We start from the raw sequence: 13,714 nt of genomic DNA, 5'->3' as shown, positions 1-13,714 counted from the left end.
CAGCTTTCAGCTTTCAGCTTTCAGCTTTCAGCTTTCAGCTTATTAGAACGTCCACTCAACGTGAAGTTGTGGTACTGACTCAGTTGTGTCTGTACCTAGCTTGTTGTGCCAGTATTGCCACTCAAGGCCTAGCAGTAAGGTGTTTTCCTTCATGCTCATTGCATGACCTAAATCCCAGGTAATGATTGGCTGCGCTAAAATCCATGCTTTAACGTCTTCGCCAAATTCATTTTCACGCTCTGCAATGTATTCAACATGGCCTGTTACGTTGAACTTTTGTGAGCCAATAGTGAATGGGTAGCCCCAAGCAACATCAATCATCCAGCTGTTTGTTTCAGTTGGTGCACCACCGCGTGCTACGCCTTCACTGTCATCGATGTAAGCGGTAAATAAAGTAGATAAAAAGCTAAAGCCCGGTGCTTGCCAGCTAAGCTTTACACCAGGTAAATACTTAAGAACTTTTGAATCGCCTGCGGCATTAAAACCTGCCGTTAAACCCACATCAGCAATTGCGCCGTATGAAAAATCACTGCCAGAGATTTTTGATAAGCTAAATGTTGAATACCACTCACCGTAAAAGTCTTTATCTTGATAGCCATCTTGACGGTCGTCGTCGCTGTAATCAATAAAAAAGAAGTTGTCGCCATAGTCATAACCAGACGCATGCTGTAGTGATACAACCGTGGTATTTGACTTAGTTAATGAAAACGGGTTTTTGTGTTCACCGTTATTAACGTGTAATTGCGTAGAGCTCCAATTAGCGGCATAGCTCGAAGTACTTACTGCACAAAGCGCAGCAACAGAAAGGATCTTTTTCAAGTTCATATCTCAATATTGATGGTGTAAAGGGGGATATAAAGACAGGATTATAGCAGATACGCCCATATTTGGGCGTATCTTGAGAAAAATTATTTAACTTATGCTTTATTTCGGCGTAAGCAAATTACTGCAACCGCAGTAAAGGCAAGAATAAAGCAGTAGTAAGAAGAGGTAGAGACTTCCCACGGGCTAATTTTGAAGGTTGCGCCGAGTAGAAGTGCTTGTGCGCCATACGGCAATGAGCCTTGCGTAACACAAGCAAAAATATCAAGTAAGCTTGCTGAACGCTTGCCTGTAATTTCGCCATCATCTGCTAATTTTTTAGCAATTGGGCCTGCAACAATAATAGACACGGTATTATTGGCAATACATAAGTTACTAGTCATAACCAGTGCAGCAATACCTAATTGATCTGCTACTTTACGGTGCCATTTTGCAATGATTTTTGTAATTGCCTGAATTTTGTTAGCAATATAATCAAGACCACCATTAATACGGATAAACTCTGAAAGACCGCCAATAAACATCGATAGCAAGAAAATTTCCTGCATATCAGTAAAGCCTTTATAAACATCTTTTACAAAGCTTGCACCTTCATAGCTGCCAGTAAAGCCCATAAGTGCAGCGAAGATTATACCGCTAAACAGCACCACGAATACGTTAAAGCCCATTACCGCGAGCACTAAAATAAAGGCATAAGGTAATACTAGTAAGATATCGAATTCTTGTGTCTCTACAGCTTCTGCAGCAGGCGTTAAGAAGAATAATAAGCCGATAGTTAATGCCGCAGCAGGTAAGGCGATTTTTAAGTTCTCACGAAATTTATCTTTCATTTCACAGCCTTGAGTGCGGGTTGCAGCAATAGTTGTGTCAGAGATTATTGATAAATTATCACCAAACATGGCACCTGACACAATCGTGCCTGCCATCAGAGATGGATCAATGCCTGTTTTTTGGGCGACAGCATAAGCAATCGGGCCAATCGCACCGATAGTACCCATTGAAGTACCCATCGCTGTCGACACTATTGCAGCAATTAAAAATAACCCTGGTAGTAACAGAGCAGGTGGAATAAGTGATAAACCGGCATTAACTACGGCATCAACACCACCGGTTGCACCAGCAACCGCAGAAAACGCACCGGCCAGCAGATAAATCAAACACATAGTGATGATGTTGCTATGGCCAGCACCTTTAATAAAGGTTTCAACACTGTGGTTGATGGTATTTTTATTTAAGATAAACGCCAGCATGATGGCAGGTAAAATTGCCACAGGAGCAGGCAATTGATAGAAGGCGTAATCGACACCTTGAGACTGTAAGTATAAGCCAGCGCCTAAAAATAAGCCGACAAACACCAAAAGCGGCAGCAAAGAAAGTTTTGCTTTTGTTTTATTAAATGATGGCTGCATCATATTCCTCGTTAGATAACCAATAACACAGCCAAACACTTCTTTTAGCTGTATTTAGTTGTGTCTAAAAGACAACAACAGCGCCCGCAAGCCAAAGACCAAATCGGCGCAAAGGAAGAAGTTTAAATGTATAGATGGCTAAATGCAAAGACTATCTGTTATTCTTGTTGTTCTATTAATAAATCTAAAATTAGCTCTGTATTTTTTATAAGCTAACCTGACTATTACATGAGTTTTCGATAAAATCCAGCCAGCTAAGAAGAATAGATAAGGTAACTATATGAACCGCATAGGTGTATTTGGCGCAAACGGCCGCATGGGACTTGCACTTTTAGAAGCAGTCTCAAAAAAAGATGACGCAACATTAACGGGCGCGTACGTGCGTGATAACTCGCCACTTTTAGATATAGCGGTTAATCAATTAAATAGCGCTGCATCAGCAGATGTATCATTTAGTAAAGAAACAGACGTAAAAGATGCAGATGTATTGATTGATTTCACTTTACCGGCAGGAATGCGCAACCATTTAAAAACAGCGGTCGAAAAAAATATCGCCATGGTTATTGGTACTACGGGCCTTAACCAAGATGATCTTGATGCGCTTCATGAAGCGGCGAAACACATTCCGATTGTTTTTGCCCGCAACTATAGCGTAGGTGTGAATTTACTGCTTAACTTAGTGCAGACTGCGGCTGTGAAGTTTGGCGATGATATGGATATCGAAATATTTGAGGCCCACCATCGTCACAAAATTGATGCGCCATCAGGAACTGCATTGGCAATTGGTGAAGCTATTGCCGAGGCAAAAGGTTGGCAGCATGATGAAGTCGCGCGTTTTGATAGAAGCAATGACGAACACGCAAAATCGCAAAATGAAATCGGTTATTCAGTCATGAGAGGCGGAGATATAGTAGGTGAACACACCGCATATTTCGCAACTTCTGGCGAAAGGCTAGAATTAACTCATAAAGCAAGTTCAAGAATGACCTTCGCGTTAGGTGCTGTAAGAGCTGCGGGCTGGTTGAAAAATAAACCAGCTGGACTTTATGACATGCAAGATGTGCTTGACTTGAAGTAGTTTAGTTTCTTTTTTGGCAGTTTCAGTGGATTTTTAGTTAATAACGCTTATTTTTACTATTTTATTAATTAAGATTAGATCTGAATGCTAATTTACTGTAGAATAGCGCCAATTTGCCAAAAATTCATAAATGCGTGTTTCCAATCGCTATAAACGGGCAGTAGAGCAAATGACTTTACTCCCGTTTTTTACTGTTAGGAGGTTAACTTGACTAAATCCGCTCTGTTAGTCCTAGAAGACGGCACAGTGTTTCGCGGTACTGCAATCGGCGCTGACGGCATGTCAGTCGGTGAAGTAGTATTCAATACGTCTATGACTGGTTATCAAGAAATTTTGACTGACCCTTCATACGCGGAACAAATCGTAACTTTGACGTACCCACATATCGGTAATACGGGTACTAACAGCGAAGACGAAGAAGCGGGTCAAATCTGGGCTAAAGGCCTAGTGATCCGTGATTTGCCACTGCTAGCAAGTAATTTCCGTAACGAGCAATCGTTAAGTGATTACTTAAAAGAACGCAATATCTTAGGTATTGCTGACATCGACACTCGTAAATTAACACGTATCTTACGTGATAAAGGCGCTCAAAATGGTTGTATCATTGCAGGCGACGAGTTAGATGAGAATAAAGCGCTTGAAGCTGCGCAAGCCTTCCCAGGCTTAAAAGGCATGGATTTAGCAAAAGTTGTCTCAACCAAGGAAAATTTTGAGTGGCGCGAATCAAGCTGGACGTTAGGTTCAGGCTTTAAAACGCTAGAAGCAGCAGACGAGAAGTTCCACGTTGTTGCTTATGACTTCGGTGTTAAACGTAATATCTTACGTATGTTAGTTGACCGCGGTTGTAAATTAACCGTTGTTCCTGCACAAACATCTGCAGAAGACGTACTGGCATTAAACCCAGACGGTATCTTCTTATCAAATGGCCCAGGCGACCCTGAGCCGTGTACTTACGCGATTGAAGCAATTAAAACTTTCCTAGAAACAGACACGCCAATTTTTGGTATCTGTTTAGGTCACCAATTACTTGCACTTGCTTCAGGTGCACAAACGGTGAAAATGAAGTTTGGTCACCACGGTGGTAACCACCCAGTTAAAGACCTTGACCGCAATGTTGTAATGATCACAGCGCAAAACCACGGTTTCGCAGCTGACGAAGCAACATTACCAGCGAATTTACGTGCAACTCACGTTTCTTTATTCGATGGCACGCTACAAGGTATTCACCGCACAGACAAGCCTGCATTTAGCTTCCAAGGTCACCCTGAAGCAAGCCCAGGTCCACATGATGCGGCACCATTATTTGACCACTTCATCGACCTGATGCAAGCACGTTCTAACTAATTTAACCGGAGTAACAATGCCAAAACGTACCGACATAAAAAGCATTCTTATCTTAGGCGCAGGCCCGATCGTAATCGGTCAAGCTTGTGAATTTGACTACTCTGGTGCACAAGCGTGTAAAGCACTACGAGAAGAAGGCTTTCGAGTAATTCTTGTAAACTCGAACCCTGCAACTATCATGACTGACCCTGAAATGGCGGATGCGACGTACATCGAACCAATTCACTGGGAAGTGGTAGAGAAAATCATTGAAAAAGAAAAGCCAGATGCAGTACTGCCTACTATGGGTGGTCAAACAGCATTAAACTGTGCACTTGATTTAGATAAGCACGGCGTACTGGCAAAACACGGTGTTGAGCTAATCGGTGCAACTGCTGATGCAATCGATAAAGCTGAAAACCGTGAGCGCTTTGACGAAGCAATGAAGAACATTGGCCTTGAGTGTCCGCGTGCAGAAATCGCTCACTCAATGGAAGAAGCACACGATGTACTTAGCCGCATCGGTTTCCCATGTATCATTCGTCCATCATTCACTATGGGTGGTACCGGTGGTGGTGTTGCATACAACCAAGAAGAATTTGATGAAATTTGTGAGCGTGGTTTAGATTTATCACCAACAAATGAACTTTTAATCGATGAATCATTAATCGGTTGGAAAGAGTACGAAATGGAAGTTGTTCGTGACAAAAACGACAACTGTATCATCGTATGTTCTATCGAAAACTTTGACCCTATGGGTGTTCACACTGGTGACTCAATCACGGTTGCACCAGCGCAAACACTAACTGATAAAGAATACCAAATCATGCGTAATGCATCGATGGCGGTACTTCGTGAAATCGGTGTTGAAACAGGTGGTTCAAACGTACAGTTTGGTGTGAATCCAGTTGATGGACGTATGGTTATCATCGAGATGAACCCACGTGTATCGCGTTCTTCTGCATTAGCATCAAAAGCAACGGGTTTCCCAATTGCGAAAATCGCTGCAAAACTAGCAGTAGGTTACACCCTTGATGAGCTACAAAACGACATCACTGGCGGTAAAACACCAGCGTCTTTCGAGCCATCAATTGACTACGTTGTTACTAAGATCCCACGTTTTAACTTCGAAAAATTCGCAGGTTCAAACGACCGTCTTACAACACAGATGAAGTCTGTAGGTGAGGTTATGGCGATTGGTCGTAACCAACAAGAATCACTGCATAAAGCACTACGTGGTCTTGAAGTAGGCTCAACGGGCTTTAACCCAATTGTTGCCCTTGATGATCCGAAAGCAAAAGAAAAAATCATCCGTGAATTACGTGAGCCAGGTGCTGAGCGTATTTGGTACGTTGCTGATGCAATGCGTCACGGTATGAGCGTAGAAGATGTATTCGAATTAACTAAGATTGACCCTTGGTACTTAGTACAAATCGAAGACATCTTAAAAGACGAAGCAACAATCAGCGAAGTAGGTATGGCTGGTTTAAATGCTGAGTTTTTACGTAAGCTTAAGCGTAAAGGTTTTGCTGATGCGCGTATCGCTGAAATTGCCGGTGTTTCTGAAGCAGAAATTCGTAAGAAGCGTCACCAGTTAGATATCGTGCCTGTATATAAGCGCGTTGATACGTGTGCTGCAGAGTTCAGCTCAGACACAGCTTACATGTACTCATCTTATGATGAAGAATGTGAAGCGAATCCATCTGACAAAGATAAAATCATGGTAATCGGTGGTGGTCCTAACCGTATCGGTCAAGGTATCGAATTCGATTACTGTTGTGTTCACGCAGCATTAGCTTTACGTGAAGACGGCTATGAAACAATCATGGTTAACTGTAACCCTGAAACTGTTTCGACTGACTACGATACATCTGATCGTTTATTCTTCGAGCCAATCACGCTAGAAGATGTATTAGAAATCGTACGCGTAGAAAAGCCAAAAGGTGTTATCGTTCAGTACGGTGGTCAAACACCACTAAAACTTGCTCGTGAACTTGAAGCGAATGGCGTGCCAGTTATTGGTACTTCACCAGATGCAATCGACCGTGCAGAAGACCGTGAACGTTTCCAACAACTTGTTGAGCGTCTAGATCTTCTTCAACCAGAGAATGCAACGGTTACTTCTTTAGAAGAAGCGATTGTTAAGTCTGCTGAAATCGGCTTCCCACTGGTTGTACGTCCTTCATACGTACTTGGTGGTCGCGCAATGGAAGTAGTTTATGATGAAGACGATTTACGTCGTTACATGACTGAAGCAGTATCAGCGTCAAATGAAGCGCCAGTACTACTTGACCACTTCTTAGATAACGCAATCGAAGTTGACGTTGATGCTATCTGTGACGGTGAGCAAGTAATCATCGGTGGTATCATGGAGCACATTGAGCAAGCAGGTGTTCACTCAGGTGACTCAGCGTGTTCATTACCAGCTCACTCACTAACTGCTGAAGTACAAGACGTAATGCGTAAGCAAGTGACTGATATGGCACTAGAGCTAGGCGTAGTAGGTCTGATGAATACTCAGTTTGCTGTGAAAGACGGTAAAGTTTACTTAATCGAAGTAAACCCTCGTGCTGCGCGTACAGTACCGTTTGTTTCTAAAGCGACAGGTATTGCACTTGCTAAAGTTGCAGCACGTTGTATGGCGGGTCAGTCGCTAGCAAGCCAAGGTATTACAAAAGAAGTAATCCCTCCTTACTACAGCGTAAAAGAAGTGGTACTGCCATTTGCTAAGTTCCAAGGTGTTGACCCAATCCGTGGCCCAGAAATGCGCTCAACGGGTGAGGTAATGGGTGTTGGTGAAACTTTCGCCGAAGCATTCGCTAAAGCACAATTAGGTGCAAGCAACACTTTACCACGCGGTGGTCGCGCGTTACTATCGGTACGCAACAGTGACAAACCACGTATCGTTGAACTAGCTAAAACCATGACTGAACTTGGTTTCGAGTTAGATGCAACAGGTGGCACTGCAAAAGCACTCGAAGAAGCTGGCATTGCAGTTCGTCGCGTGAACAAAGTATACGAAGGTCGTCCTCATATTCTTGATAGAATTAAAAATGGTGAATACAGCTACATTGTAAACACTACTGAAGGCCGCCAAGCGATTGAAGATTCGAAGGTGTTACGTCGTGGTGCGTTACAGCATAAGACTAACTACACAACGACTCTGAACGCGGCATTTGCTAACTGTACTGCAAACCAAGCAGACGACCGTAGCAAGGTGACGTCAGTTCAGGAACTACATCAGCGAATGAACTAAGGAAATGTGCCAAGGGCGAGGCAATCGCCCCTGGGATTAAGTGAGAATAATATGCAATCAATTCCGATGACAGTTCGTGGTGCAGCATTACTGCGCGAAGAACTTAACGAATTAAAAACAGTTACCCGTCCAAAAATCGTTGCTGATATCGCTGAAGCACGTGAGCACGGTGATTTGAAAGAAAACGCTGAATACCATGCTGCTCGTGAGCAACAAGGTTTCTGCGAAGGCCGTATTCAAGAAATTGAAGCGAAGCTTTCAAATGTGCAAATCATTGATGTAACTAAAATGCCTAACACAGGTAAAGTTATTTTTGGCACAACGGTTACTATCGTTAATGTTGAAACCGATGCTGAAGTAAAATACCGAATCGTAGGCGATGACGAAGCAGATATCAAAAACAATCTTATCTCTGTTAACTCACCAATCGCGCGTGGTTTAATTGGTAAAGAGGTAGATGATGCCGTTATCATTAAAACGCCAAACGGTGAAGTAGAGTACGAAATCATTGAAGTTGAGTATATTTAGTAGCTTAACCAAGCATTGAGAAAAACCGCAGTTACATACTGCGGTTTTTTTATGCCTGTTTACAGGCGTGAATTTATTCGGTACGTTGACTACAAGACAGTCGTAATGAAGGAGTAATAATGGCGAAAGTTCAGTATCCTAAGCCACTTGTTAAAGGTGATAAAATAGCCATATGTGCTTTTTCATCAGGTGTTGATAAAGCCTTTCATGAGCGCTTAGACTTAGTACTTAATGGCTTAACAGCCAAGGGTTTTACTGTTATTGAAGGTGCCTGCTTACGTCAGTCGCACAACAGTGCAAAGCAACGTGCTGATGAGCTCATGCAGTATTTAACTGATGATTCAATCGCAGCAATCATGCCGCCATGGGGCGGTGATCTCACCATGGAAATTTTACCTCTCCTCGATTTCAATGCGATAAGTAAGGCAAGGCCCAAATGGTTGGTTGGCTTTTCAGATATCAGCACGTTTGCATGTGCATTAACAACTCGTTGTGGCTGGGCAACCTTGCACGCTGCAAATTTAATGCAAATTCACCCTGACGATCCTGATGTTTATTTAGCAAATATATTCAGTGCCATGTCACTTGAAGAAAAACAGCAACTGCATCAAGTCGCTTCGCCATTTTATCAGCAAAAGCCTATTGATTATAAAGCCAAGCCTGAGGCTAAATTTGACTATACCGCTCCGAGCCAGTGGCGCTGTATTAACTATAAAGATAAACGCCAAATTGAAGTGTCTGGGCGCTTAATTGGCGGCTGTTTAGATACGTTAGGTCTGTTGCTACCCTCAAATTACTATGCATTGCATGAGTTTAAAAAACAGTATGCACCAGAAGGGTTAATTTTATACCTAGAAAATGCAGAGCTTAGTCCGATGGCTCTTGCACGTTGTTTGTTATCGTTAAAGTTGAATGATGTTTTTACTGATGTAAATGCGGTGGTATTTGGCCGCAGCCCTGCAATTAATAACGACTGCTACTTCGATGAATACCAAGCAATAGAGCTCGCATTTAAAGGTAATTTATTCCCAGTTATCGTTGATGCCGACATTGGACACGTAGCCCCTAATTTAGCATTAATTAATGGTGCTGTTGCCACAATAACTGCAGATTTATGTGAAGGTATGGCGAGTAATGTGGTTGTGAAGACTGACCTTAAATAACAATTATGCAGGCCAAGCCTGCATAATCTTTAGGCTTTAAACTACAGTAATCACCGCATCTTTATCTAAACGCGATTTTGGTAATGCAGCATTATAATCTTGCTCTGGCTCGTGATAACCAATAGCGAGTGCCACTTCACATACATAACCATCTAACTCATCAGCGAATAGCTCACCGAGTAAGTCTTTATCGACACCTTCCATCGGTGTTGAATCTAAACCTAAACGAGCCACTGTATGCATGGTATTACCTAATGCAATGTATGTTTGAGCTTTAGTCCAAGCGGCGTTAGCACCTTGCTCATCAGTATTTAAATCAACAAAGGCGAAGGCACCAAATGCCTGCTCTTTGTTTTCTGCTTTTGTACGGCCATTAGCAATATCGGCATCAATTACTTTTTCATAATCAGCACGTTTATAGCTTGGGTTATAAGCAAATAAAATGGTGTGTGATGCCGCTTTTGCATGAACTTGGTTAAACTGAAACTTATTTGCAAAACTATCATGCAGACGCTGTTTACCTTGCTCTGATTCAATTACCACAAACTTCCATGGTTGAGAGTTAATAGACGATGGTGACAGGCGTAATGCTTCTAAAATTACAGCTAAGTCTGCTTGGCTAATTTGTTTTGAAGCGTCGTAACGTTTACTCGTATAACGGCGTTGTAAGTCAGAAATGATTGGGTGTGTCATGATTTGCTCCCGCATGTATAACAATTAGGTGCAGTTTACGCCTTGCATACTTTACGATAAAGCGCATAATCGAATAAACATTATCAAAAATTTTTAGTTAATATGTTGGTTGAAGATCTCAAATTAATCCTCAAGGTTGCTGAGTTTCGTAGTATTACAACCGCAGCAGCCAAATTAGACATGCGAGCCGCTACCGCCAGCGCTGCTATTAAGCGTGTTGAAGCAGCGCTGGGTGCTGAGTTATTTGTTCGTACAACTCGTCATTTGCGGTTATCTGCGGCTGGGGAGCGCTTTTTACCTCAGTGTCAGCAAGCAGTGCTCATGCTTGAGCAAGCCACACTTGCCTTAAAGGGTGAGCATGATGAAATTGAAGGGGAGCTAAGAGTCGCATTATCTTCAGATTTAGGCCGCAACATCATTATCCCATGGTTAGATGAGTTACTTGATGAGTATCCAAAGCTGAGTATGCGCCCGCATATTAGCGATAGTAATGTCGACTTTTACCGAGACTCCGTTGATTTTGCACTTAGGTATGGCTCGCCATCTGACTCAAATTTATATGGCTTTAAAATTTGTAATGTTCCGCGGCTGTTATGTGCAACCCCAGAGTATATTGCTGAACATGGCGCGCCGACACATCCAGATGAATTAAATCAGCATCAGGGTCTATTTTATCAACTGCAAGATATCATCAATAATGTTTGGGAATTTACCGATGGAACCGAGCGTTTTAAAGTGAAAATGCAAGGCCGTCGAGCATCTAATGATGGTGATTTGGTAAGGCGTTGGTGTGTGGCTGGTAAAGGCCTAGCGGTTAAATCATGTATTGATATCAGTGATGATTTACTAAGTGGGCGGGTAGTGCCAGTGATGCAAAATTATCCTCACTTATGTGCAGAGCTTTGGCTAATATGCCCAAGTCGACAGTCCATTACACCCGCGGTTCGTCTAGTGCGTGATATATGCCGAGAAAAAACCAAGGCGATACTCAATCAACTGATTGAAAAAGGCATATTAGATAAGCGGGTACTCGATAACTAATTACTTTAGGTATAGAATAGCTTGGCTTATTCATCTTATTGATTAAGCAACATTCTCAGGGCGGGGTGAAATTCCCCACCGGCGGTATACTTTGAAATAAAGTGAGCCCGCGAGCGCTTTAACTTTGGTTGAAGGTCAGCAGATCTGGTGAGAGGCCAGAGCCGACGGTAATAGTCCGGATGAAAGAGAATATAGTTAATCTATAAAACAGTAATTGGCTGCCTGCGGGTGGTCTTTTTTGCTGTGCCTTTCAATGTCCTGAATCTTTTCATATTTAATTTAATAGGTATTAAAAATGATGATTCAGTCTTCTTTACTCAGCCAATTTGGCGAACCACTTGAACGCGTTGAACGTGCGATTGCTGCTTTGCAGCAAGGTGAAGGCGTACTTGTGGTAGATGACGAAAACCGTGAAAACGAAGGTGATTTTGTGTACTCAGCACAGCACCTGACCACAGAGCAAATGGCCATGATGATCCGTGAAGGCAGCGGTATTGTGTGTCTTTGCATGGGCGATGAGCGTGTTAAACAGCTTGATTTACCACAAATGGTTGAGCATAACACCAGCCAGAACAAAACAGCTTATACAGTGACCATTGAAGCTAAAACGGGCGTGACGACCGGCGTTTCTGCGGCTGACCGTGTAACCACCATTAAAGCGGCAACAGCAGACAATGCAAAGCCTGAAGATTTATCTCGCCCAGGGCATGTGTTTGGTCTGCGTGCACAAACCGGTGGTGTATTAGTTCGTCGTGGCCATACTGAGGCATCGGTTGATTTAATGCAGTTAGCTGGTTTAACACCGTTTGGTGTTATTTGCGAATTAACGAATCCAGACGGTTCAATGGCTCGCTTGCCTGAAGTAAGCAAGTTTGCCAGTGAGCACAACATGCCCGTTGTATCGATTGAAGATTTAGTTGCCTATATCCAAGCAACACAAAAACAAGCATGTTAAAAGCTTTAAGCTATAAGCTGTAAGCTGTAAGTAAAAAATAAGGCCACTATTGTGGCCTTTAATTATTGTAATTTCTCAATTGCTTGTTTAGCACTTTCACTGTCAGGATTAAGTTTTAGCGCACTTTTGTAACTTGCTAATGCTTTTTGTTTATCACCTGCTGCTAAATATGCTTCACCTAAACTGTCAAACGTATTTGCTGATTCTGGGTAAGATTGATTATTGAGTTTAAACACTGTTATTGCTGCGTCTAGTTCATCCATCTGCATTAATTCATAGCCAAAATAGTTTAGCGACCTTTCTCTAGGCGTATTACCCTCACTCACCATTTGCTGATAGGTATTCTTCAGTCCAGCAATACCTTCACGTTTAAATACGTTATACAGTTTACTATCTACATGCTCTGTCGCTTTTTCGTAGGGTTTGCCATAGTAGATTGACAGTAAGCCATTTGTCATGGGTGTGAGTGGCGCACCACCGGTGTTATTTAAAATGACAACCAGTAATTTGTCTTCGATTATTCTACTTATAAACGCATTAAAACCATTGATGCCACCGCCATGTTGAATACGGGTTAGCGGTTTTCCGTAGGTGCTTTTATCAAGGTTTGTAACTTCCCAACCAAGCGCATAATTTCTTTGCTCAGAAACTTGATACATTTGCTTCTTATACTCGTTGTTCAATAACTTATCTGAGTAAAGAGCTTGATCCCATTTTAGTAAGTCCCGTGCTGTTGAGTACATTGATCCTGCTGCATACGGGATAGACATATCTAAATAATCAGTATTGCTATAACCTGCTAGGCCATTGTCGTAACCCGATACGCGAAATTTAATGATTTTATTGTGAGAATCATAGCCTGTATCCTTCATATCGAGTGGATCTAAAATATTCTTCTGTAATACGTCTTGATATTTTTGACCTGTTACCTTTTCGATTACCGCACCCAAAATAAAATAGCCAGAGTTGCTATAACGAAATTCAGTGCCAGGCTCGAACACTAGATCATCACTACATAGCAAGCGAATAAATTCATCAACACTGTAAGGGTTTCGGCTGTACTCATCACGAAACGATTTTGCCTGAGTATAATTTCCAAGACCAGAGGTGTGATTAAGTATTTGGCGAAGGGTAATTTTAGTGGCTATATCTTGTCTGTAATCAGGGAGGTATGTTGCAAGGTGATCATCGAGTTTAAGTTTTCCATCTTGTGCCAATTGCAGAATTAACATGGCGGTAAATTGTTTGGTAATTGAACCAATTCTAAATTTACTTTTATTACTATGTCTTATATCCCACTCAAAGTTGGCATAGCCAAAGCTTTGTTCAAACAGTATTTTTTCATCCTTTGCAACTAATACATTGCCATTAAACTGCTTAAAGTTATGAAAGCCATTAATAAAGTCAGCCATCTCTGTTTGCATGTTTTGGCTATTTGCGAGGCTT

General features: G+C 42.1%; 11 protein-coding genes and 1 riboswitch. Of the genes, 7 read left to right on the top strand and 4 right to left on the bottom strand.

Annotated elements, in window-relative coordinates; translation table 11 throughout:
• Positions 1–42: 42 nt before the first annotated feature.
• Both AUR67_RS10355 and AUR67_RS10350 read right to left on the bottom strand, forming a co-directional pair.
• Positions 43–825: a nucleoside-binding protein gene (locus tag AUR67_RS10355; RefSeq protein ID WP_058585218.1), complete on the bottom strand. Its 783-nt coding sequence runs from the start codon at positions 823–825 to the stop codon at positions 43–45.
• 92 nt (positions 826–917) lie between these two features.
• Positions 918–2,231, bottom strand: a complete 1,314-nt coding sequence (locus tag AUR67_RS10350) for a Na+/H+ antiporter NhaC family protein (protein ID WP_058585217.1) — start codon at positions 2,229–2,231, stop codon at positions 918–920.
• 280 nt (positions 2,232–2,511) lie between these two features.
• Between AUR67_RS10350 and dapB the strand changes: the two genes are divergently transcribed.
• From dapB to AUR67_RS10325, 5 genes are all read left to right on the top strand, one after another.
• Positions 2,512–3,309 (top strand): 4-hydroxy-tetrahydrodipicolinate reductase, encoded by a 798-nt coding sequence (gene dapB / locus AUR67_RS10345; protein WP_054561703.1) that lies wholly within the window; start codon positions 2,512–2,514, stop codon positions 3,307–3,309.
• 207 nt (positions 3,310–3,516) lie between these two features.
• Positions 3,517–4,653: a glutamine-hydrolyzing carbamoyl-phosphate synthase small subunit gene (gene carA, locus AUR67_RS10340; protein ID WP_055020805.1), complete on the top strand. Its 1,137-nt coding sequence runs from the start codon at positions 3,517–3,519 to the stop codon at positions 4,651–4,653.
• A 16-nt stretch (positions 4,654–4,669) separates the two neighbouring features.
• Positions 4,670–7,888: a carbamoyl-phosphate synthase large subunit gene (gene carB, locus AUR67_RS10335; RefSeq protein WP_058585216.1), complete on the top strand. Its 3,219-nt coding sequence runs from the start codon at positions 4,670–4,672 to the stop codon at positions 7,886–7,888.
• 51 nt (positions 7,889–7,939) lie between these two features.
• Positions 7,940–8,416, top strand: a complete 477-nt coding sequence (greA, locus tag AUR67_RS10330; RefSeq protein ID WP_054561700.1) for a transcription elongation factor GreA — start codon at positions 7,940–7,942, stop codon at positions 8,414–8,416.
• Positions 8,417–8,535: 119 nt separating this feature from the next.
• Positions 8,536–9,579 carry a S66 peptidase family protein gene (locus tag AUR67_RS10325; protein ID WP_058585215.1) on the top strand — a complete coding sequence of 348 codons (1,044 nt, stop codon included), beginning with the start codon at positions 8,536–8,538 and terminating at the stop codon, positions 9,577–9,579.
• Positions 9,580–9,615: 36 nt separating this feature from the next.
• Here the strand turns inward: AUR67_RS10325 and AUR67_RS10320 are convergent, their stop codons facing one another.
• Positions 9,616–10,272 (bottom strand): nitroreductase family protein, encoded by a 657-nt coding sequence (locus AUR67_RS10320; protein ID WP_058585214.1) that lies wholly within the window; start codon positions 10,270–10,272, stop codon positions 9,616–9,618.
• Between the two features lie 102 nt (positions 10,273–10,374).
• On the opposite strand from AUR67_RS10320, the gene AUR67_RS10315 reads away from it, so the two are divergent.
• Entirely contained in the window at positions 10,375–11,313 is a 939-nt protein-coding gene (locus tag AUR67_RS10315; RefSeq protein WP_058585213.1) for a LysR family transcriptional regulator, read from the top strand.
• A gap of 47 nt (positions 11,314–11,360) precedes the next feature.
• A riboswitch (FMN riboswitch) is annotated at positions 11,361–11,508 on the top strand.
• Positions 11,509–11,614: 106 nt separating this feature from the next.
• Positions 11,615–12,268 carry a 3,4-dihydroxy-2-butanone-4-phosphate synthase gene (gene ribB, locus AUR67_RS10310; RefSeq protein WP_105180530.1) on the top strand — a complete coding sequence of 218 codons (654 nt, stop codon included), beginning with the start codon at positions 11,615–11,617 and terminating at the stop codon, positions 12,266–12,268.
• 62 nt (positions 12,269–12,330) lie between these two features.
• On the opposite strand, the gene AUR67_RS10305 is transcribed toward ribB, so the two are convergent.
• Positions 12,331–13,692 carry a serine hydrolase domain-containing protein gene (locus AUR67_RS10305; RefSeq protein ID WP_161936939.1) on the bottom strand — a complete coding sequence of 454 codons (1,362 nt, stop codon included), beginning with the start codon at positions 13,690–13,692 and terminating at the stop codon, positions 12,331–12,333.
• Positions 13,693–13,714 lie beyond the last annotated feature (22 nt).

It is taken from the genome of Pseudoalteromonas sp. XI10 (genome assembly GCF_001469895.1).
Lineage (GTDB): Bacteria > Pseudomonadota > Gammaproteobacteria > Enterobacterales > Alteromonadaceae > Pseudoalteromonas.
The sequence above is the reverse complement of the archived record's forward strand: the minus strand, read 5'-3'. Positions and strand labels throughout refer to the sequence as shown.

Bases quoted from the DNA above. Each gene is read 5' to 3' on its own strand.
- AUR67_RS10350 (WP_058585217.1), bottom strand. From the start codon at position 2,231: ATGCAGCCATCATTTAATAAAACAAAAGCAAAACTTTCTTTGCTGCCG.
- AUR67_RS10305 (WP_161936939.1), bottom strand. From the start codon at position 13,692: ATGCAAACAGAGATGGCTGACTTTATTAATGGCTTTCATAACTTTAAG.
- AUR67_RS10315 (WP_058585213.1), top strand. From the start codon at position 10,375: ATGTTGGTTGAAGATCTCAAATTAATCCTCAAGGTTGCTGAGTTTCGT.
- dapB (WP_054561703.1), top strand. From the start codon at position 2,512: ATGAACCGCATAGGTGTATTTGGCGCAAACGGCCGCATGGGACTTGCA.
- AUR67_RS10325 (WP_058585215.1), top strand. From the start codon at position 8,536: ATGGCGAAAGTTCAGTATCCTAAGCCACTTGTTAAAGGTGATAAAATA.
- AUR67_RS10355 (WP_058585218.1), bottom strand. From the start codon at position 825: ATGAACTTGAAAAAGATCCTTTCTGTTGCTGCGCTTTGTGCAGTAAGT.
- carB (WP_058585216.1), top strand. From the start codon at position 4,670: ATGCCAAAACGTACCGACATAAAAAGCATTCTTATCTTAGGCGCAGGC.
- greA (WP_054561700.1), top strand. From the start codon at position 7,940: ATGCAATCAATTCCGATGACAGTTCGTGGTGCAGCATTACTGCGCGAA.
- AUR67_RS10320 (WP_058585214.1), bottom strand. From the start codon at position 10,272: ATGACACACCCAATCATTTCTGACTTACAACGCCGTTATACGAGTAAA.